The organism is Nostoc sp. XA010, assembly GCF_020829625.1.
In the GTDB taxonomy this organism is placed as follows: domain Bacteria; phylum Cyanobacteriota; class Cyanobacteriia; order Cyanobacteriales; family Nostocaceae; genus Nostoc.
The window spans coordinates 73,213-95,687 of record NZ_JAIVFX010000022.1 but is presented as its reverse complement, the minus strand read 5'-3'; the positions used below and the strand labels follow the sequence as shown (position 1 = coordinate 95,687).

18 protein-coding genes and 2 pseudogenes are annotated in these 22,475 nt (G+C 38.1%); 6 read left to right on the top strand and 14 right to left on the bottom strand.

Features of this window, described 5'->3' with window-relative positions:
• Positions 1-5: 5 nt before the first annotated feature.
• The 8 genes from LC608_RS25425 to LC608_RS25390 all read right to left on the bottom strand — a co-directional run bounded on the left by LC608_RS25425 (position 6) and on the right by LC608_RS25390 (position 10,317).
• The gene (locus tag LC608_RS25425; protein WP_229556220.1) at positions 6-986 is read right to left on the bottom strand and encodes a glycosyltransferase; all 981 of its coding nucleotides are present in this window, start codon (positions 984-986) and stop codon (positions 6-8) included.
• Positions 987-1,037: 51 nt separating this feature from the next.
• A complete protein-coding gene (locus LC608_RS25420; RefSeq protein WP_229556219.1) occupies positions 1,038-2,054 on the bottom strand; it encodes a hypothetical protein in 1,017 nt (338 codons plus the stop codon).
• A gap of 24 nt (positions 2,055-2,078) precedes the next feature.
• Positions 2,079-3,350 (bottom strand): glycosyltransferase family 4 protein, encoded by a 1,272-nt coding sequence (locus LC608_RS25415; RefSeq protein ID WP_229556218.1) that lies wholly within the window; start codon positions 3,348-3,350, stop codon positions 2,079-2,081.
• Between the two features lie 26 nt (positions 3,351-3,376).
• Positions 3,377-4,636, bottom strand: coding sequence for an O-antigen ligase (locus tag LC608_RS25410; RefSeq protein ID WP_229556217.1), 1,260 nt, complete (start codon positions 4,634-4,636; stop codon positions 3,377-3,379).
• A gap of 32 nt (positions 4,637-4,668) precedes the next feature.
• A complete protein-coding gene (locus LC608_RS25405; RefSeq protein WP_229556216.1) occupies positions 4,669-5,595 on the bottom strand; it encodes a glycosyltransferase family 2 protein in 927 nt (308 codons plus the stop codon).
• A gap of 53 nt (positions 5,596-5,648) precedes the next feature.
• Complete coding sequence (locus LC608_RS25400; RefSeq protein ID WP_229556215.1) at positions 5,649-6,971, bottom strand: flippase; 1,323 nt, start codon at positions 6,969-6,971, stop codon at positions 5,649-5,651.
• Positions 6,972-7,091: 120 nt separating this feature from the next.
• Positions 7,092-8,036 (bottom strand): glycosyltransferase family 2 protein, encoded by a 945-nt coding sequence (locus LC608_RS25395; RefSeq protein WP_229556214.1) that lies wholly within the window; start codon positions 8,034-8,036, stop codon positions 7,092-7,094.
• Positions 8,037-8,112: 76 nt separating this feature from the next.
• On the bottom strand, positions 8,113-10,317 hold the full coding sequence (locus LC608_RS25390; RefSeq protein ID WP_229556213.1) for a polysaccharide biosynthesis tyrosine autokinase: 2,205 nt from the start codon (positions 10,315-10,317) through the stop codon (positions 8,113-8,115).
• Positions 10,318-11,774: 1,457 nt separating this feature from the next.
• On the opposite strand from LC608_RS25390, the gene LC608_RS25385 reads away from it, so the two are divergent.
• From LC608_RS25385 to LC608_RS25375, 4 genes and pseudogenes are all read left to right on the top strand, one after another.
• The gene (locus tag LC608_RS25385) at positions 11,775-12,167 is read left to right on the top strand and encodes a hypothetical protein (protein WP_229556212.1); all 393 of its coding nucleotides are present in this window, start codon (positions 11,775-11,777) and stop codon (positions 12,165-12,167) included.
• Between the two features lie 843 nt (positions 12,168-13,010).
• A pseudogene (locus LC608_RS37655) lies at positions 13,011-13,115 on the top strand (DUF3172 domain-containing protein); the annotation flags it as partial.
• A 738-nt stretch (positions 13,116-13,853) separates the two neighbouring features.
• Positions 13,854-14,873, top strand: coding sequence for an RpoD/SigA family RNA polymerase sigma factor (locus LC608_RS25380; RefSeq protein ID WP_229556211.1), 1,020 nt, complete (start codon positions 13,854-13,856; stop codon positions 14,871-14,873).
• Between the two features lie 118 nt (positions 14,874-14,991).
• A complete protein-coding gene (locus LC608_RS25375) occupies positions 14,992-15,486 on the top strand; it encodes an ureidoglycolate lyase (protein ID WP_229556210.1) in 495 nt (164 codons plus the stop codon).
• Here the strand turns inward: LC608_RS25375 and galK are convergent.
• From galK to LC608_RS25350, 5 genes and pseudogenes are all read right to left on the bottom strand, one after another.
• Positions 15,483-16,565 carry a galactokinase gene (gene galK / locus LC608_RS25370; protein ID WP_229556209.1) on the bottom strand — a complete coding sequence of 361 codons (1,083 nt, stop codon included), beginning with the start codon at positions 16,563-16,565 and terminating at the stop codon, positions 15,483-15,485. The genes LC608_RS25375 and galK overlap by 4 nt on opposite strands.
• A 5-nt stretch (positions 16,566-16,570) precedes the next feature.
• A complete protein-coding gene (locus tag LC608_RS25365; RefSeq protein ID WP_229556208.1) occupies positions 16,571-17,659 on the bottom strand; it encodes a Xaa-Pro peptidase family protein in 1,089 nt (362 codons plus the stop codon).
• Positions 17,660-17,757: 98 nt separating this feature from the next.
• On the bottom strand, positions 17,758-18,153 hold the full coding sequence (locus LC608_RS25360) for a type II toxin-antitoxin system VapC family toxin (protein WP_229556207.1): 396 nt from the start codon (positions 18,151-18,153) through the stop codon (positions 17,758-17,760).
• Positions 18,153-18,440 (bottom strand): annotated as a pseudogene (locus LC608_RS25355) (hypothetical protein). Before LC608_RS25355 ends, LC608_RS25360 begins: the two are co-directional and overlap by 1 nt.
• Before the next feature lie 30 nt (positions 18,441-18,470).
• A complete protein-coding gene (locus LC608_RS25350) occupies positions 18,471-18,644 on the bottom strand; it encodes a hypothetical protein (protein ID WP_229556206.1) in 174 nt (57 codons plus the stop codon).
• A gap of 285 nt (positions 18,645-18,929) precedes the next feature.
• Here LC608_RS25350 and LC608_RS25345 point away from each other — a divergent pair, with 285 nt between their 5' ends.
• The gene (locus tag LC608_RS25345) at positions 18,930-19,169 is read left to right on the top strand and encodes a hypothetical protein (RefSeq protein ID WP_229556205.1); all 240 of its coding nucleotides are present in this window, start codon (positions 18,930-18,932) and stop codon (positions 19,167-19,169) included.
• A gap of 477 nt (positions 19,170-19,646) precedes the next feature.
• A complete protein-coding gene (psaB, locus tag LC608_RS25340) occupies positions 19,647-21,875 on the top strand; it encodes a photosystem I core protein PsaB (RefSeq protein ID WP_229556204.1) in 2,229 nt (742 codons plus the stop codon).
• A 199-nt stretch (positions 21,876-22,074) separates the two neighbouring features.
• Here the strand turns inward: psaB and LC608_RS25335 are convergent, their stop codons facing one another.
• A complete protein-coding gene (locus tag LC608_RS25335; protein WP_229556203.1) occupies positions 22,075-22,287 on the bottom strand; it encodes a hypothetical protein in 213 nt (70 codons plus the stop codon).
• Between the last annotated feature and the right edge of the window lie 188 nt (positions 22,288-22,475).

Genomic DNA, 22,475 nt, shown 5'->3' with positions numbered 1-22,475 from the left:
GCTCTTTATATAGAAAAATGCTCTTCAAAATCTTTCCAATTATATTTATACAATTCGTCTGATTTAATATATCGAGATTGGATGCCATTAGGTGCAGCAAAGTATTTTTTACTCATGGCATCTAATTCTATTTTGATACCACTTTCTTGTTCAATAAGATTAGCGATATAAGCGCAATAAGCTAACCTCCAATCATTCATTTTTTTCAGAGTTTGTTCTCGAATCTTATGTGGGTCAGGTGCTAACTGTTTTAAAGTTTGCACAGCTTCAGCAACTTTCTCAGGATCTGGATCAACAATAACGGAGTTCTCAGGAGTAAAGAATTCATCTCGTCCACCTTTACTTGGAGTACTGACAACAGGAATTCCGCACAGTAAATACTCACTTGATGCTAGATTTGCTCCTTCGATTGCTGAAAGAATCAAACCGACATAGGACTGATTATACTTTTTTGCTAACTCTGTACGTGCAAGAAAATCTTTGTTGAAATTCGCATGTTTCAATTCTGGACAGAATTTATGTAAGTCACCACCATAGGATACAACCATCAATTTTTCTACGTTTTTTGCCAGATCAAGACGCTTTGATTGATTGAGTTGTGCCGTGTAAATTGCATCATAAAGCTTTGGTTGCTCGATAACTCGATATAAATATTCATTAATATAAAAGTTCTGGTTGAAGTGCGCTCCACGAATTAAAAAACGTTTTCGTAATTCTTCTTCATCTGATGCATTTACCATTAAGTGATGTGTTCTTCCCTCAATACTATGTAGGGTTGCTTTTATCTTTCTTAGCAACATTTGCTTAGGTGTTCCACACCACCCAGGGATATGTTCTAAAACATGTTTGGGACGAAACCATTTAGGTAGAGGTTGATATGTGACTTTGTTTTTTTCGTAAACCACTCCCCCAAAGAAAGGGTAGCTTCCAAGAAAGGAAACAATAAGCGGGCGAGTACTAAAAATATAAAAACCGTGAAATAACATTTAAATACTTCTCCTAAATTAAGTATGTAATCCAAAGATGAGAGTAATCATTCAAAGGTTGGCAATCTTTTCTATCCAATTACTCACTTGAATATTCAATTTAAACACGCTTAACTTTTGTTCTATTTTCCTCACAGTCAACATATATCGGTGCATCACTGATGTGCGCGGCATCTTATATCTGACAACTCCTTCGCATAACCATTGATATTTATCTGAACTTCGATTAAAGCTTTTTAAGCTTTTCATTTGTGCATTCCAATCCTTATAGAAAAACAGATTGAAATAATGTATTGACACTATGTCATCCCAAGCTTTAAGGCGTGATTCTTTAGATAAGCGATTGTGTAAAGGTAATGGATAACTATAAGCAGAAGAAAAATGAGAAATATTTTCTTCCAGCGAGCATAAAGTCACAGATAAGACTGACTGTTCCACAAAATAAATTCCTTGAGGAGGGGTAATATTCATACGCATTACCTTCTCAAAGTTTTCTTTCCAGGCAGTAAATATACCTGCACTTTTTCTTACAGCAACCAAACCAGAATTCCAGTAGGCTCTGATTTTTTTATTGCCAATTGGTGTCTCAACAAACACCTCACGCTTTACCCCCAGCACTTCATATAGCTTTTGCCAGTACCATTCTTGAGGGTCTCGTAGGCCTGTAGAACCAATTCCTTGACCATATTCAGGACGTATGCGAACATTACAATTTACTGGCAATAAAAATTCATTTGGCTCAGAAAATAAACATTTGTCACTGTCTAAAAAAACTAAGATTTCTGCATCAATATTTTGTTCTGCATAAGCACAAACCAGGGGTTTATTGGCTAAATAATATTCATGAAATTCTCGATTTATTGGAACTTGTTGATGAATCACCTGCAACGCTTCAAACGCTTGTTGGGTTTGCTTTGATATCGGTTCGCCTACTCTAGGATGAAAACTATATATAGGTGTATTTTTTAATTCGCCGCAGAAGTTCCGGATACTTTCTGCAAGCATCAAAGATTGACCTTCTAAACGACCAGGCTCTGTACAAATTATAAAAGCTATAGGTATTGGCATACTATGAAGTATTTGTTTACTAAGTTAATTTCTGAATAAAGATTTATTTGCACTCATCAATATTTCCTGGAACAAAGCTGAATAACGACGTGCTTGGAGTTCGAGAGTGAATTCTTGTTGCGCTTTTTCACGAGCATAAAATGACAGCTTTTGTAGCCTCTGTTCATCTTCAAGTACCCAGGTAATTCCTTTGGCAAAATCTTCAACTTCATAAGGTTTAGCCAAATAGCCATTTTGCTGATGATCAACAATATCTTTTAAGCCAGTAGAATTAAATGCCACAACTGGAGTGCCACAACTGAATGATTCAGAAGCTGCCTGCCCAAAAGATTCTTGAAGAGATGGTACAAGCATCACATCAGCTGCTGAGTAAACAGTTGCTAAAGATATATCATCATGTAAGTGTCCTAAATAGTGTGTTTTACAGCCTAAATCAGGTGGATTTTCAGGTTGAGATGCACCAAAAACTACTACTTCTACGTTATCTTTCCAGCCAGATTTACTCAATTCTTGTAGAGCTGGCTGCAATAAATGAAATCCTTTATTTCTATCACTTGTTGCCTCTATTGCTCCAAAGAGAATCAGCTTCTTATCTTGAGGTAACTTGAGTATTTCTCGTGCAAAATGTTTATCAATAGGTCGATATTTTTGAATATCTAACCCGTGGGGAATTACCTCGATTCGCAAATCTTGAAATAAAGAACTGGAACGAGCGCACTGTGCTAACCAAGAGCTTGGTGAAACCAGAGTTAAATTAACATTTTTCCAGGCTTTTACTTTGCGCTGCCATGTCCAACGGGATAAATCCCATTCATTACCACTGTTGAGTTGAGGACAAGCTCCACAGGATACTTTGTAGCGATCGCATTCTCCAGTAACGTGGCACCCTCCAGTAAACCCCCACATATCATGGAGAGTCCAAACTAGAGGACGCTTCAGTTTAGGGAATGTTTCTATTTGCATAAAAGCTCCGCTAATCCAATGTAAATTTATTATGTCTGGATTAATCTGAGCAACTTTAGGAATAATTCTATCTGGCAACCATTGAACAAAAAATGGAGTATTTTTCTTTTGACGATAAAGTTTTAACGGTAGACTTTCAAATGTCAACTTTGCTTTAGCAATGCCTTGAAATAATTTAGTTTTAGGCGCAATTACTGTTTTATCATTACTAGATTTTTCCTGGACTAGCATTTGTGACTGTAGCCCTATATCTTGCAAACCTGTGTGCAAACGATATGCAGCTCTTGCTGCACCTCCATCAATATCATGGGTACTGAGATGTAAAACTTTCATTTTTCTTAACTTCGTAATTACTAAAATTATTTCTGACTGCTATAAAAGTTATCCAGATGGCTCTGATGATAATTTCGCTGATAATCAAGAGTTAAAGAGAGCGAAGTTGTAATATACATCAACCAATTCCAACTGGGAGTTAATAATCTTGCTTCAGAAAAATTAATGATGACTATGAGAATTAATATCTGCATTGGCCAATAATCTTCCGGTTTTTTGGCTACATAAATAATTCGAGTCATAGCCATCGCAAAGAAGCGAATAAACCCTGCGGCAAAAGTCAAGAAGCCTAAGAAACCTAATTCTAACAAGAGTTCTAAGAAGCCGTTGTGAGCATTACTTGCCCATTCATAAGTAGCTCTCAGTTTAGATGCAGCATTACTAGTCCAAAATCCAGAATATCCATAACCTAACCAAGGTCTTTCCAAAATCTTGGACATCACTAGCTCCCAGAGATCAGAGCGTCCATTGAAGGTAAGGTCTTTACCAGAAGTACCAACTACAGTTTCGGCGTTATTGACAAGCAATATTGAAAAAATAATCAATAGCATTAAAGCAGAAGTAATCATAATAACTTGTAATTTATAATTAGTTTTTTTAAAAAATTTGTAAAAAGGTAAAAGTAATATCATTGTTAATAAGATCGTTAAAGATGTTGTTGAACGCGAGAGGATAATTAGACATATAGATATCCCACATAGCGCCCACATCAACCAACGATATCGATGGCTACTAAGAGCAAGGTGCAAAAAAACTCCTGCACTCCAAGCCATCATGTATCCTAATTCATTTTTATGACCATAAATTCCGCTCCACATATTTAATAATTCAGGTGATTGATGACTATAATCCGGTAGCAATGCAGAGAATAGCATAGATAATAATGCGGCTGTACCAAGTGCCCAAGCTATTAACCTCATTTGTTCCCTTAGGGAATAACGCATCGCCAAATAGATTGCAAGAAAATATATTCGGATTAGACCCCTTATATAAGTAAGACTAGAACTTAAGTCTTCTGACCACAAAAGAGAAAATATAATTATTGCTAGTAAAACAAACTGTAATGGGTTTTTAGTAGCTACATACAAAAAACCTTTCCAGTATAAAAGTAGGAAATAAAATAGAATTAAATATGAAACTATATTGAACACAGTATCTAGCCTATCACCGCCAAGGGTAGATATAGAAACATCTTGTGCAGGGTGTATTGTTAATGCCCCTACAGCAATGAGTAATAATAAAATAGTTAATATCTTTTCTGTTAATTTTATTTTAGTTTCTAACATGTATTGTATTTATAAATTTACTAGATTTACCACTAGGTTTTTAAGTTTGAGTAATTTATTTTCTTTTTCAATTCTTCTTTAAAAATATCCAATACAGTTGCTCTATAAACTGTTTTTTGGGTAAAATTATCTGCCTCTCTATTCCTCACAATAAACGGTGGATGCTTTAGAGGAAATTCCATTGCTTCCATCGACATATTGATAAACGAAAATTTTTGGTTGGAAGTGAAATGAGTTGCGTCTGCACCAGTACCAACATTAGAAACTAAATTGACATTCGGAATAATACTTAAGCTGCCCTGCATCCAGCAAGCAAATGTCCATTGATAATCCCAGGTTATACCTGTAGGATTGTTATAAACAGATTGAAATATTCTTCGCCAATAATTTATTGCTTTGTGATCTGCAAGAATATCATGTAAAATATTTTCTGCTTGCACCTCTTTCCAGAGTTTGATGGTTAAATCATAATGTTGCCAAGCACGTCTCCAACTTGCCCAACCCCAGCAGTGGCTGTAACGAGAAAAATAATAACTGTAATTTGTGCGTTGTCGTCCAACCTGAAGATTTTGAGCAGAGATTGTGGCAACTCTGGTATCGTTTCTATATTTTTCTAGCAGTTCTTCACTATATCTGAAAAAACTTGAATGAGGAATACAATCATCTTCTAAAATAATTGTCTCTTCAACATTATTAAATACCCAATCTAAACCACTAGATACTCGTTTCGCACAACCTAAGTTGATATCAGAATAATTCTTGATAACTTCACAGTCCCAATCAACTCTTTCAATAATTGCTCGAGTTGCTTCACACTTTTCTGGCTCACCTTCGCGATCTGTGCGGGCGCCATCTGCAATTACAAAAAGTTTGGTTGGTTTGGCTTGGCGAATAGCTTCAAAAACTTTCTCTGTTGTTTGTGGCCGCTTGAAAATAATAAAAGTTACTGGTGTTTGCATTTTTGATTAACTTGGCTAATGTCTTGAGAAAAGTGAAAGTTAGATAAAAAAGATTAATTTTTATAAAAAAGGAGAAGCGATCGCACCTGAATCTTGAATATTTTTTCTGTTCTCTTATCAAACGCATTGCATAGAAAAGCAGCAGCAGCTTGAGATATTATTGTTGCGATCGCAGCCCCAAAACCTGCATATTTTGGAATAAGTAAGAAATTAAGAATGATATTGAGTATGGCTCCAAATAAAGTCTTACCTAAAGAGACGTGATTCAAACCTTCAGCAATAAACCACGGTGATGTTGCAAGACCCATAAATACAAATAAAGAAGTCCAAATATGGATTGCTAGTATTGGCCCTGCTTCCGCATATCCACTTCCAAACATCACCATAATTATCTTGTCGGATAGGAATGTCATTGGCAGAGCAATTGCAATAGATATACACGTAAGGAGACGAAGTAATTGCCCTATTCGCTGATAATAAAGACTTTCTGATTTTTCTTTAGCCGCATAAATTGAAGGAGCAACTGAAGAGACAATAGCCGCCGGAATAAAATACCAAATTTCCGAGATACGGACAGCAGCAGAATAAATCCCAACCTCATTATTTCCGGTCATTTGACCTAACATTACCTGATCGATTTTCATAAAAATCATGATAGCGAACCCCGAAAAAATCAGAGGTAAGCTCTCTCTTAAAAGAGTTTTAGCAGTAGAAAAACTCCAACGCCATAACAATAATGAAGATACTTTGACTTGATAAACAATCAGCAAACCGATTGCACTCATTGCAAATTCTGCTAATGTTACCCAAGCAAAAGCTAACAATGGGGCTTTTGTTAAAATCAGTGCTATTTTAATGAGACTATTTAGCAGAAAGGCTATATTCTTAGCAATCACGGTGTATTTCGACTGCACTTGTGATTGAAACCATAGTTCAATAGTATCAACTGCCCTAAAAATTCCTGCCATTGCTAAAATTGCAACTAGCCATATCTTCAGTGTTTCATGCTCACCTAAGAAAAACATGCTACCAACTGCCAATAAGACAGAAGCAATTCCACCCAGAAATTTTAACCAGAAAGTGGTTCCTAAAATTTCTTCTTTGTTTGATGATTGACGGACAATATGACGAATCACTACATCGTCTAGTCCTAGAGTAAAAATCGGACTAAATAAACTAACAAACGCTAAAATATAGTTAAATAAGCCATACTGCTGTACTCCTAAATAGCGTGCTATCCATACTCCTATAACCAAGCTTGCACCCATACGGAGAATGCGGTCAGCAAACAACCAACCTGTATTGGCAATAATTGCACGCAGATTAGAACTAAATTTAAATTTTGATAAGCTTTGAAACCTAAATTTACTTAGCATTGCCTTTTAATTTAACCATGTGATACTCTTTATCAACTTTCATAATGCAAACTTTTGCTAGCTTCTTAAATTATTGAAAGTAGATTAAGTTAAACCAGTATTTTATATAGTTACTAGTTACTATTTGTTTAATTTGTCAGACATGAAAATTTTGATAAAGTAGCTGAACAACAAAAGAATACCCTTGATTTTCCAATACAAATTATGTTCAAACAAAAAAATTATTTTCAAATATGAAATAAAATCCTGAGATTTTGGACATGGGATTGTTTTTAGCTCCTCAAGAGATGTGAAAGCCAATAATAACGGTAAACTTAAATTATTTTTTTGAAGTATGTAATTAAAGAAGGAATTGCGTTTCCAAAATCTTTTATATTCATAGTTTTTGTCTGTATATAAAAACTTATTGTTATGATACTGATTATTTTGATGTATTCTATACATGACTAAAGGTTTAGACATATAAAACTTTTTAGCCCCTACCAAGGAGGCTCCCCATACCAGACAGTCATCAGACCTCACACGCCAATCTTCTATATTCGGAATAGGTAAAATTTTTCTGATTATTTCTCTACGTATTGATAATGTTGAAGTTATAGAACCAATCCATTCACCATTGCATAAAGTTCTAATTACTGAATAACCCAAATCTAAATCAACTGCATCAGTTTGAAAAACTCCTTCCACTGCCCCAAACTTTTTGTATGCACAAAATATAAAATCACATTCAGTACGTCTACTATAAAAATTTAGTGCGTTTTCTAAATACTGAGGTTCATAAATATCATCAGCATCTAAAAAAAATATAATCTCTCCGGTTGCAGCTAAAAAACCTTCATTAAAGGATGATAATTGCCCTTGGTTTTTTTCTTTAAAGATACATTTAACATTGGCTAACTGAGCAAAGTTAGCGATGACTTCCGCAGAATTATCTGTAGATGCGTCATCTATAATAATAATTTCATCAAATTTAACCGTTTGGTTTAAAGCACTATCGATTGCCTCTGAAACAAATTCAGCATAATTGTAGTTATTAATTAAACAAGATGCTCTAATTTTATCCATGTAAAAATACCTCCATCATTAGGAATAAGATAGGTTGATTTACTTGCAGCAACATTCACTTTTCCAATTTGTCCGATTAACGCTCTTTGGAAAATTTTGTTAAGCTGCTAGATACTAAATCTTGTTGAATTTGTTGTTTTTTGTTGTCATAAAAGTAACTATTAGGTTCATTTTTGGTATTCACACCATTGATGACTATCCCTAACACCTTCTGACCTGACTGAGTTAAAAACTCTTTAGCTGAATTCGCACTGTTCAAGTCAACTACTCCAGGACGAACGACTAATAAGATTCCGTCAGTGAGGGTACTTAAAACAGCAGCATCTGCTATTCCTGATAAAGGAGGAGTATCAAAAATTACAAAATCGTAGTCTATCGCAAAGTTACTAATTAATGTTGCCATGCGTTGAGAATCTAGCATTGCTACTGGATTAGGAGGCAAAATTCCAGAGGTAAGAACCTCAAGATTAGGCATTACTTCTTGTATTGCTGCATCTAAAGAAACTTGACCAGCAATGGCATTACTTAGCCCTGTTACATTTGTTAGTCCCCAGATATGATGCTGCATGGGATTACGCATATCTGCATCCACTAACAAGACTCGCCGCCCTGCCTGAGCCATAGTCACAGCTAAATTTGCAGATACGTCAGACTTTCCTTCTTTGGCAACTGAACTTGTGATTACAATGCTTTTTAGCGGTTTATCAGAACAGAGAAACTTTAAGTTTACTTGTAGTACTTGGTATGCATTACCAAGAGGGAAGTAAGGAATATCTCTGCCAATGATTTTAGGAATAGCTCTATCGAGTCCTGCTATAGAAGGATTATCTTTACCATTTCTACTTTGTGTCGGAATCACTCCCAAAACACTGTATTTCATTACTTCTTTGGCTTCTTTAACAGTCTTCACCGAGCGGTCTACTAAGTCTAAACCAAAGGCAACAATGATACCTAAGAAAAGGCCAATTCCTCCTCCACCAACAATAAACAGAATTTTGCGAGGTCCTTCTGCTTTCTCGGGGGTTAAAGCATAGGAAATGACACGAGCATTAGGAATCTTTTGGTTCTGTGCAATATCAATTTCTTGGCGTTTCTTTAAGAGTGTTTCGTAAGTCGTTTGAGCTGCTTGTAGCTTCCGTTCTAGCTCTCGTTGACTCTGTTCTAGCTTTGGCAAATTATTTGCTCGTTTGATATAGGCCTCTTGCTGTCGCAAAAGTGTGGCAATCTGTCTTTCTAGACCGACGCGTTCTGCCTGAGCACGAGTAATATCTGCTATTAGGCTTTGGCGCAGTTGTCCAACCTGTAAACTTCCTTCTGTTATCTGCGCTGTACCAGCGAATTGTCCTATACGTTGTTTTAGCAAGCTCTGAAGAGCTACGACTTTTTCTTGTAAGTTAGTAATTGTAGGGTGTTCAGGTGAAAAACGTGTACGCTCTAGTGTCAGTTGGCTTTCTGTTTCTTGGAGTTGGGCAAGCACTTTCTGAACTCCAGGTGCTTGAGTTAATTCAGATACGATTACACCTTGCTTTGAATCTATCTTAGCTTCACTGCTTAACTGTTCTAAACGACCTTTGACATCATCTAATTGAGCTAAAGCTTGAGAAATTTGGTTTCCTAATTTGGAAATCGTATCAACTGCTGCGCTTGCTTCTTGTCCCAAGACAACAACTTTATTCTTTTCTTTAAATAGCCGCAGTTTTGATTCGGCTCTTCTGACAATTTCCTCAGCTCTGGGCACTTCCGTTACGAGAACATCTTTTGCTATCAGGGCTTCATTCTGATTAGCTTTGATATTTAGCTCGATATAACTGTCGATAACTTTATTGACGATTTTGGCAGCTAGTTCAGGATTGCCACCTTTATAAGAAATTTGTACAACATCAGTGCCTTTGATTCCTTCTATTTTTAGTTGTTTTGCCAAGTCTGGAATCGAGAGCAGTTTGCCTTTGCTATCTTTGAGGGTGAGGGAATTAATTGTTTTCTCAATTACTGGATTTGATCCAATAACTCTCACTTGAGTTTCCAGGGGATTGTCGTTGGCATTCAAAGCTTCCAAGCGTCCTATGTCTTCTGATAACCCTGTGAGTGAGGAAGAGCGATTGGTCTTAATCATCAAACTTCCTTCTGCCTTGTATGAGGGTTTTAGTGAAAATGCATACAAGCATCCAAGGGTAACAGTTATGCCAAAAATACCGACTAGAGGTAGCCAACGCCTTTGAATAACTTCTAAGTATTTCTGAATATTTACTTCTTCAACATGTGGTAAAGATTGCATTGTCATAATATATACAAATTTTATAAATAAGTTGAGTTACTTGCAGGAGATATTTCTCAGTATTTTCGGATACTAGTACTGGAGTCTACTTTGCTATGTAATATCTGCGTTGATTGTTAACTAATGCCTTTTTATTGAGGTTGTTCAATATCTGAAGTAAGTTAGTAGACATTTTTAACTATCAGTAAGTGGCTTCCACTTCTGCACAAAAAAGTAAATAGTACATAATTTTGATTATTTGTAATTACGAACCCACTTTCATTACAATTCAAACTCCTTTACAGAAATATGCAAATATCAATTTGATTGAGAAACCTAGAGTAAAAAGACTAATTGCTGGTTTAACTTAGCCTTGTGTTACTGCTGATCAAAGTAGTGATTAATCATCTAGTAATCAACATCATATTCTGTAAAAACACTGATTTGGAGAACTTTACAAAATATTCATACAAATGCTAGTGTATTGGCTACCTTTTTGCTGATTCTGAAAAGACAAGAAAAATCAATTGCTTAAGGGTAAGCAATAAAATAACTGTGCCAGCCTACAAGCAATGGAACGACTTTATCAGTTATCAGTTTTAATCGAAGGGTTTAAACCCTCCACCATACGCCTATTAACTGTTTAGTGTTAATTGTTCACTGGTTTAAGGGTAGGCTTGAGACAGTGATAAGAGACGCCTAGAAAGACTAGATGGATATTTACCTGATCTGCTGCTGCTTAAAAGCTCTGAACAATAATTAGTTTTTGCTTAGAATAATGGTCAATTTTGAGGACGATACGGGACTGACATAATAAAATTGTGTGACTGGAGTATCAAACTTGTAAAGACTCACAACCAGTTTAATTTGCCCAGACTGGTGAAAGACTTCTTGATATGTGGAAATGACAGCACATTGTCCCCTCTTGAGTTTATATCCCGTATTTTAGGTTTATCCAAAACTGGCGATCGCCTTATTTGTATTCTGCAACAGACACAAAATACTCCTTGTAAGGTTTATCTAACAATATATATGTTGTCTTATCTATGTAGGTGTATAGTAACACGCATAAGAGATAAACGGCTAGTAACTAACGTTTGGAGAATAAAACTGAACTATATGAATAAAAATAAACTCCGGTAAAATCATTTTCACTGATGCTTTATGCCGAGAACAAAGTTTTACGCTGACTTACTTATTAATCTGGCTAAAAGAATATGAGTTAGCACAGTTGCAGCAGAAAGCATAGAACAGACGAGTCTCAAATTCCGACATGGTTAGACTATGGATTGGTCAACTGTCTTTTTTTAGACAAAACTCTATATGTGACTAAATAAACTTCACTATATTTTTAATGAAGTTTAGTTAAACTTCTTACTACCTGTGTTAGCCTGAAGTATTAAAACTAGGGTGCTATTTTTTGCTTTCTGTATCTAGGGAATTTTAATTATTAAACTAACATTAACTGTAAAGAGTATTGAATTATGAAATTATCTTCTATTACCTTAGTGCTTGTGATTAGTATACTCGCTCTCCCCCAGAGTGTCTATGCTAACCAAGAAAATGCTCCCATCATAACAGGCGATTACAATCAGGCTGGAGTTTTATTGACGGAACCAGCCACGATTAACACTACATGGAGTAATTTTACTGGACACAGCAATAATCGCAAAGAAACTGCTGAATCAATTTTGCTACTACAGGAGCAAGAATGCCAAAAGATTAATCCGCTTGAGTTCATCAATAACCCAGGTGCTTTCTTTAAGCAATGTCAAAAGCCAACAAATACCCAAACTTCTCAGAGTACTGAGCCAATTGAGTATCTCAAGGTTCCTAAACTGGATTCTGGTATTAGTGTGACAGTTACTAAGTTTTGATATAAAACTTTTTTAGCAAGAGATAATTAATTATTGGTAGTGTAATTTATCTAGATAATTTACGTTAAAACATGGATGAAATATTTATGCTAGCTGCTTTAGCTCAAAGCCGAAAAGCTTTGCCGGAATGTTTGCCAAACCCACCAGTAGGCTGTGTAATCATAAATATCAAGAGATAGTAAAGGATACACGCAAGTACCCGGAAAACACCATGCTGAGGCTGACGCACTTAACCAAATTCAAGGCAAAGCTTTCAACTTCTTGAAAATGTATGTAATTCTTGAACCTTGTTCTTTTCATGGACGCACACCCACATGTGCTTTAGCGATCGCCATGTATCTATAATTGATCCAGACCCCGCAATAATGGTCCAGGATTAGACATTCTCACAAAAGTAGGAAAGACAATTCATGTCGGGTTACGCAGCAACGAGGATGAATGCTTTTCTAAACCAATTTTTACTAAAGTGATGATTATATAGCAATCCGCTTTGATTTTTGAATTTATTTGCGTGGGCAGGCAAGAGGCAATAGGCAACAGTCAAGAAGGCTTTTTGATCTGTACGGAGTTTTTTCACGCAATCAAGTATTAGTCCTATACTCCCACGACTGTTAAACTCTCGCTTGTCTTAGGACACGCTTTTGCGTTCGCTCATTCTAACGGAAAGCCGTGGGGTTCTTGCTTCAAAGAGATTCCAACGAATTTACTCTCACTAAGCGTAGTAAGTATTTTTGCTTCAATTAAGATAATTAGTTGCGATCGCAGGTGTTGCTATCTTGCCAAGTATTATCCCTGGTGTTAATGTGACCAATATTACTACCTTTTAGTTAAAAAAATGTCGCTAAGAGTAATTACATTGATAATACTGCACCCAATACAGATGTCTGCGTTCAGTATGACACAAGCACTATCATAGATACCTGCGTCTTTGCCGTCCTAAATCCCTAATTACAAGTATTTAACTGGATTTTCAAGAAGCAAGGCAGCTATGCTGTTTTGGTGGAAGTAGAAGGGAAAAGGATTTGGCTTGTTTCTTTTGTAGTGGTTGGCGCACCCCCATTTGAAGTGCTCCAAGAAAGCTTTTCTTAAGTATAATAAGCTGGATAAGTGCTTTTTTGATAGCTAGCATTCTACGTAGCCAACTTGATATGATTGGATTATTTAGTAAAAAGTTAGGAGTAATAAATGGGCATTTTAGATTTAATAAGTTGATATTCCATAAAATTAAAATATAACCTAAATAGTGGTAATCATAATAAATTGTTAATTTGTGGTTTAATAATTTTAAATTACGATTAGTTTAGAGATTTGGTGTTATTAAGTTGTTTTTTGTAATAAAATCATTATCGGGGCAATGTTTAATTTACTCATAAAGTGTATTAGATAAGTAAATCAATAATAATTATGTTTCACAGATATGCAAATATCAATAATAAAGCAGTGTAATTGGTTTAAAAAATATGGTAATGATACTTGAGGTAATTGATTTGTCACTACTGATGATGTTATTATTAGGGAGTGGGTTGATTTTGGGTTTATTATCTCCAAGAATTGACTTGTAATGTATCATAGACCAAAATTCATCAGTATTGCTAATTGATTGATTAGCAGTGTGAAATGGCTATGGGTCTGAATATCTAGACTTGATACCAATAAATTGATGAGGTTACAGAGGAGTAAATAACCATGAGCAACTTAACATCTCCACCTACCGAAGTTCAAAAAACGAAGAAAAAAAGTTTAGCCGCAGATAAAAAACCTCGAGCTACAGATGATATTGTGCGTAGTTATCTGCAAGAAATCGGGCGTGTAGATTTGTTGACTCGTGAACAAGAGGTTATTTTTGCCGAACAAGTGCAGCAGATGATGAATTTACTAGCTGCTAAAGAAGAATTAGCTGTGAAATTAAATCACGAACCCACGCTGCAAGAATGGGCACATCAGGTGGAGTTAAGTGTTGAGGTGGTAGAGCAACAGCTAAATTTAGGACATCAAGCCAAGCAGAAAATGATTCAGGCTAATCTGCGGTTAGTGGTAGCAGTTGCGAAGAAATACCAGCACCGGAACCTGGAATTTATGGATTTAATTCAAGAAGGTACTTTGGGTTTAGAGCGAGGAGTGGATAAATTTGATCCCGCTCTTGGTTATAAGTTTTCTACCTACGCTTACTGGTGGATTCGTCAAGGAATTACACGAGCGATCGCTCAACAAGGACGAACAATTCGTTTACCTATCCACGTCTTTGAGAAACTGAACAAAATTAAACGGGTGCAGCGAGAATTATCTCAACAGTTAGGTCGCGTTCCAACTACTGCTGAAATTGCTACCGCCTTATCTTTGACACCTAGCCAAGTTAGAGAGTGTTTGTACTTGGCGCGTCAACCGTTTTCCTTGGAAGCGCGAGTTGGTGAACAACAAGATACAGAATTGCAGGACATACTGGAGGATGATGGGCCTTCTCCTGAAGACTATGCTGTTGAAGAATCTTTGCACCAAGATTTACAAGACTTGTTGGCAAAGCTGTCTCCCCAGCAGCGAGAAATATTAACCTTGCGCTTTGGTCTGACTGATGGATATGAACTTTCTTTAGCACAGATTGGCGATCGCATGGGTATTAGTCGAGAACGGGTACGTCAGATAGAGCAAAAAGCCCTTAGCCTCCTCCGACGGCAAAAAGAACAAGTACGTAGTTATTTAGCAAGCTGAGATTATTTTTTCATAATAATGTAGAGCATTTAAACTCAGGAAGTCACCATTATGACTGGATAAAACTTAGTCATTTTGGGAGAAAATAAACCTAAGTAATCTCTCTCAAAGTTTTGATATGAGTACATCAAAGACATTACAACAATTGCAAGCACAATGGGTAAGTTCTGAAAACTTTCGACGTTATGGACAGGTGATTTTTGCAAGTCTTGATGGCAAAGGTTATGATGTGGAAGATGCCCAGTTAAACCTGCATAATGGGATTCCACGGTTTTATATTATGCGGTTGGAAAAAAGAGGGCGAAAATTTCACAAAATTACTCGCCATGTGCAATGCACTCAGTGTCTAGGTTCTTTGTCAGGGAAGGATTGGTTAATTGCAGTTTGTCCTCCTAATAATGATGTAAATGAACCGGCATTAGAAGAGATTGCTGCTTTCCGCATTCCGGGGAATTGTTTTATCAAGCTACATGAGGGTACTTGGCACGCTGGCCCCTATTTTGACCATGAAGCTGTAGATTTTTATAATTTGGAACTAGCTGATACAAATGTGGTGGATCATTTCACCCATGATTTTCTCAAGAGTCATCAATTAGAGTTTGAGATGGTTTAGGCTGCATCAATCAATTCCAAAGAAGGAACCAAAATTCGTCCCTTGTAACCTGCTTGGTTGTATTGTTCAAGGACATGAGTTGCAATCCCTTTGCTCTCACCCGATCTAACCAAAGCTACACTTGCTCCCCCAAAGCCTGCACCCGTGAGTCTTGCACCAAACACTCCTTCTGTTTTCTGCAAAATCTCTACCAACCTATCAAGGGCTGGTACTGAAACTTCGTAATCATCTCGCAAGCTGGCGTGGGAAGCGTTCATCAATTTGCCAAAGCGCTCAGATGTTACTCCCTGCAATACTTCTAAAACGCGGTTATTTTCTGTAACTACATGACGGGCACGACGCTGTAGAGGCTCAGGTAATGTTTTTGTTACATTAACATCAGTAATATCTCGCAATGCTTTCACTCCGAGCGATCGCGCCGCCTCTTCACACTCAGCCCGACGCTGGTTATAGCCGCTACCTGCAAGTGTGCGGGGTACACCGCTATCAATAACCAAAATCTCCGCTTTCTCAGGCAAAGGCATCACGCGGCGTTCTAAAGTCCGAGTATCTAAAAATAAGATATGTTCAGTGTCAGCCAAACTAGAAGCCATCTGATCCATGATTCCGCATTGCACGCCAGCATATTGAATTTCTGCTTGCTGGGCGAATTGGGCGATTTCAACATCATCAATTGGAAGGTTCAGAAGTTGGCGTAATGCCCGAAGGGTTGCCACTTCCAAAGCGGCGCTGCTAGACAAACCTGAACCCATAGGAACCGACGATTTGACGTACACACAAAGCGGCGGTATTGTATATTCTGCTTTTTGCAAAAGCTCAATACAGCCAAAAATATAACTGGCAAATCCAGACGGCTGATGATTGATATCTGAAATGCTCACTTGCTCGTTTAAATTTTCCGAGTAAAAGTGATGCTGGCTATCGCTACTAAAACCTAGCTGTACCGTGGTACTTTGAGGAATCGCAGTTGGAAGAACGAACCCGTCATTATAGTCGGTATGTTCGCCTAGTAAATTTACTCTTCCTGGCGCACTCGCTTTAGTTTCAGGTGGTTTACCGAATACTTGTTGAAAATCCATAATTTTTAATTATACAAAGGTACAGGGCGCAATCTTCCTTCTACCTCAACATTAGGGAAATTTGGATCAAAAGTCAGATTTTCCAACTTTCCATCTTTGAGAATCACAAAAGTATCTTCAATTTTTGCCCCAGTTAAACTAGGGTTCCAAGCGACAGCAATACCTTCTGCCAAAGTATCAGTAGTGCTTGGATTTGCTACGATTTCTCGCGCTAAATATCCAGTGGTTCCTCCCTGGTGATGTTCCCGGATGGCATTGGGAAATCCATGCTGTTCATAAGCTTGAGCTAGTGCGTGATAAACTGCATCAAGAGTGGTTCCGGGTTGACATAAATTTAAAACTACTGCTTCTATTTCGCGCACATGGGAATGCAATTCGGCCTGTTCGTCTGAGAGCTTACCAAAACAAACAAATCGAGTCAGATTTGCATACAAACCGTAACCTCTAGCGCAAAACACCAGCATCGCTTGCCGTCCAATTTGTTCTGCTGTGGCTGTAGCATGACGGTATAGCGGTAAACGCCTATCACCCGCTACCAGTGTCAGCGCCGGATGCAAGCCTTTCGCCCATAACGCCTCTGCACCCGCACCCGCTAACTGATATTCTGTCCAAGTTGGCTTGGCGGCTTTGAGTACTTCTGTCATTGCCTGACTAGCTTTTTGTCCAACTTGGCGATATCGCTCTAATTCACTTGACATCATTACCCGTTTGTAAGATTGCAGAGATAGAGGTAACGGCTGTTCTAAATTGGAGATGGGGCGATCGCTAACTACTTTTCCGCCGCCAGTTAGATCGCGCACAAAAGACTCACGGGTAGCACCATCAGCCCAAGGGTTGACATGAACTTTAAAATTAGCAGGTAGTTCTTCATCCTTAAGACGCTGCACTTCAATTTCATCCGTCAATACCCAAGCATCTTCAGTAGTTACTAATACTTCTGCTACGCCACTTTCAGCAGTAAGCAGCACAGTGTTAGAAGCGCCAGCTGTCGCCCAGGCAAACCAGTCTGTACCGCGCAAACGCACGCCTTGCACTTCGGTTTCACCCAAGATTTGCCTGATTAACTCTAGTTTTTTAGAGACTTCTTCGTTCATAGGAAAAACACTGATAGATAGAGATGATTATCAAACTTATCTACGTCTGCCTGCGTCTGTCTAAGGTTGGTATTCAAAATGGTACAATTAATCTATGTCTAATTGTCTAACCAGTTCTCTAATTGTAAGTTAAGAATATTAGTAAAATCTTTGATGTTATTAGTCACGAGAATATCATTGTGAGAACGAGCAACAGCAGCAATTAATGCATCTAATTCTCTAGTTGGTTTACCAACTTTTTTGAGTTCGCTTTGAATTTTACCAAATTCAATAGCTGCTTCTAAGTCACATGGTTCTATGGCTAATAGGTCAGTAAACTGCTGCAAACTTTCTAGGTTATTGGACACCTGTTGAGAATAGTAAACGCCTTTATAAAGTTCCGCAACTATAATTGTTGATAGATAACATTGGCTAAAGTAGCGATTAAGTTTTTTCACTGCTTGGGGGTTTTCTTTGAGAAGTGCAATGCAAATGTTAGTGTCTAACAGATACATTAGCCGTTATCCTGATTATCAATTGAGTCTATGCTTCTACCTTGGGAAGTATGACGTTGTTGGTCAATCTCTACAAATACTTCTGTTAAATATGGTTTATTTTTCCACACCCCAAATAGGTTATTTAATTTAGCTAATTTCTCTTCTTGTGTTAAATTTATTTTTGGTTCCGATATTTGCTTTTCCACAAATTATAAGTTTATAATTATTTCTGTTCCATCAGGTATATTATTTAATTGCTCTAATATTTCTATATTTTGACCGCGTTTTATTCCTTTGACTTTCATATTATTATCTCATTATATTTTAATATTAATCTAACATATTATGTTCTCAAAAAGTAAAGGATAAAAAAAATCTAATTGTTTAGTAGAAACGCCACCTGTCGCCCAGGCAAACCAGTCTGTACCGCGTAAGCGCACACCTTGCACTTGGGTTTCACCCAAGATTTGCCTGATTAACTCTAGTTTTTTGGAGGCTTCTTCATTCATACAAAATTAGTAACCACAGATGAATACAGACTAATTATGAAGTTCATCTGTGTTTATATGCGTATGTCTATGGTTTGAGAAAAACGTGGCTACGGTATTATATCGAGTTTGGCATTCAATATTTACTGAGAAAAGCGTATTCTCAATTACAAATTAACTTGACATCGGGTAACTCTTCTAGGAGAACCGCACATGAAGCCAAGGTAATTCTTAAGAACGATGTAGTCATTAATAAATTTTTGAAATTATGAAAGCGTAAAAGCTACAAAGACATCAAAAAAAACCATGAAATCCCAAGAGACTCAAAACATAACAACAGAAAATAATCCTCCCGTCGCAGAGGACACACCTAACTATATAAATCCCCAAGAACCTGGGAAAACTGAACCTATGACTCAGGTACAAAGCGATAGTGTAATTACCAATCAAGACTTACCTGATCCACGAGTTCGCTATGGTTTTACCCTGGCACTGGGGGCTTTGTTATTTGTTGTCGCCATTTACTACGGAATTATTAACCCCTAAGTAATTCACCTAACTCAGTAACACAAAAAGTACAAACTTTTGGAATCACAGCTTACTAAGTTTTTTGTAAATTTGAGCTTAATATTCTGTTACATATTGTCAAAAAAATCAATTTTTCTATGGTATTGTTTTACAAAATATTAAGCTCATTCTAATGAGAAATTTGCTAACCTTTGCGGCTTGGGGACTGTATTTAAGACTACAAGTTCATTTAACAATAATATCCTCCGAAAGTTAGATGGAAATGGTAGTAATTAATTAGTTTATTACTTTTATGGAAATGAATTGCATCATACGCCTAAGGATGTAAGTCCAAGAATTAAGACTGTTTTACCTTCAATACCACCAGCTTTTGCTATTTAGATTAGATTAACCTCCAATTTAAGGCTGAAAGGGTGCTGATTCAATTACAAAAAGTTGTCGGTTCATTAGAACTAGCAACTTGGATTAGCGTTTAAGGAGATGTAATTAAATTGCATGGCCACAAAATATCCTAAGTTTAACCAGGATCTCGCACAAGACCCGACTACACGTCGGCTCTGGTACGCGATGGCTATGGGAAATGATTTTGAAAGCCATGATGGCATGACAGAGGAAAATCTTTACCAAAAGATTTTCGCTACTCACTTCGGTCATGTGGCAATCATATTCCTGTGGGCATCTAGTCTGTTGTTCCACGTAGCCTGGCAAGGTAACTTTGAACAGTGGATTAAAGATCCTCTGCATATTCGCCCAATTGCCCACGCGATTTGGGACCCTCATTTTGGTAAACCAGCAATAGAAGCTTTTACCCAAGGGGGCGCTAACCATCCTGTTAACATTGCTTACTCTGGTGTCTACCACTGGTGGTACACCATTGGGATGCGGACGAACAATGACCTTTACCAGGGTTCAGTGTTTCTTCTGCTGTTAGCAGCATTATTCTTGTTTGCTGGTTGGCTGCACTTGCAACCCAAGTACCGTCCTAGCTTGGCTTGGTTCAAGAGTGCTGAACCCCGCCTGAATCATCACCTGGCAGGTTTGTTTGGTGTTAGTTCTCTGGCTTGGGCCGGACACCTTGTTCACGTTGCTATTCCCGAATCTCGCGGTGTTCATGTTGGTTGGGAAAATTTCCTAACAACTTTACCTCATCCAGCAGGTTTAGCACCTTTTTGGAGAGGGGATTGGGGTGTGTACGCTCAGAATCCTGAAACGCCAGGGCATGTGTTTGGCACATCTCAAGGCGCAGGGACAGCAATTCTGACTTTTTTGGGTGGTTTTCATCCCCAAACTGAATCGCTATGGCTGACCGATATGGCTCATCACCATTTAGCGATCGCAGTTATCTTTATTGTCGCTGGTCACCAGTACCGGACTAACTTCGGCATTGGTCACAGCATCAAAGAGATGCTCAATGCCAAGAATTTCTTTGGTGTCCAAACTGAAGGTCAGTTCAACTTACCACACCAAGGGCTGTACGACACCTACAACAACTCCCTACACTTCCAGTTGTCCATACACCTGGCAGCGTTAGGTACTGCATTATCATTAGTAGCGCAGCACATGTATTCGCTGCCTCCTTACGCCTTTATGGCTAAGGACTACACAACACAGGCGGCGCTGTACACCCATCACCAGTACATTGCTGGTTTCTTGATGATTGGTGCGTTTGCCCATGCTGGCATCTTCTGGGTTCGGGATTACGACCCAGAGCAGAATAAAGGTAACGTCCTGGAGCGTGTACTTCAGCACAAAGAAGCGATTATCTCACACTTGAGTTGGGTGTCGTTATTCTTAGGCTTCCACACTCTTAGCCTCTACGTCCACAACGACGTTGTAGTTGCCTTTGGCACTCCTGAAAAGCAAATTTTGATTGAGCCAGTATTTGCTCAATTCATCCAATCTGCTCACGGGAAACTGCTGTATGGGATGGATACTTTATTATCTAACCCAGATAGTATCGCCTACACAGCTTGGCCCAACTACGGTAACGTTTGGTTACCAGGCTGGACAGAAGCGATCAACTCCGGTACTAACTCCCTGTTCTTGACCATTGGGCCTGGTGATTTCTTGGTTCACCATGCGATCGCTTTAGGTTTGCACACCACTACCTTAATTTGTGTCAAGGGCGCATTGGATGCCCGTGGTACCAAATTGATGCCTGATAAAAAGGACTTCGGCTTTACCTTCCCCTGCGATGGGCCTGGTAGGGGCGGTACTTGCCAAACTTCCTCTTGGGAACAGTCTTTTTATCTCGCTATGTTCTGGATGCTGAATCTCCTTGGTTGGGTAACTTTCTATTGGCACTGGAAGCATTTAGGTGTTTGGCAAGGTAACGTCGCTCAATTCAACGAGAATTCCACATACCTAATGGGTTGGTTCCGTGATTACCTCTGGGCTAACTCCGCTCAGTTGATTAATGGTTATAACCCCTACGGCACAAATAATTTGTCTGTCTGGGCTTGGATGTTCCTCTTTGGACACCTGGTTTGGGCAACTGGTTTCATGTTCTTGATTGCCTGGCGTGGGTACTGGCAAGAGTTAATTGAAACCCTAGTCTGGGCACACGAACGCACTCCGTTAGCTAACTTAGTTCGCTGGAAAGATAAGCCTGTTGCTCTGTCTATTGTCCAGGGTTGGTTAGTAGGTCTAGCTCACTTCACAGTTGGCTACATCCTTACCTATGGAGCATTCCTCATAGCTTCAACCGCTAGTAAATTTGGTTGAAAATTTTTAAATCCTCTGACTTAGCCATCTCCCCCTCTTACCTAACGGTATAGAGGGAGATTTTTGTATATTGAAATCACTCGATACTGCTTGTTAGCAGGTTGCTACACTTTTTTGAAAAAAATCTAAATATATAAGGTGCGTTAGCCATAACGCACCTTATATATTTCAAAAATCAAATATGAGTCTTATAGTTACTTCAGGTATTAGTATTTGATTTTTCACCTGGGCGTTCGGTAGCAGGAGGATACTTAACAGCTTCTTCGACTCTATGGACTTCTGTGTTAGTTTGCTCCTCAGACAAGAGATCATCAGGGTTTAATGATCCATCAGCAGCATCATCAATTACTCCATTGGTATTAACATTGGGTTTATTAGAAGCGCCTTTATGGCTAGCATGTCCACTAGGCATAGCTATTACCTCTCATTTTTATAACTAAACACCCCCAGCCTAAACTCTTTTGTTTGGAGAAATACACTATCAGAAGGCTTATAAGAGAACTATCAAAATCCAGCCTGGAGTTATATAGATTTCGGCTATGGTGTACACACAAGTCTCTTGATCTGCACCTTTGTTGTATAGACTCGCACCTTTGATGC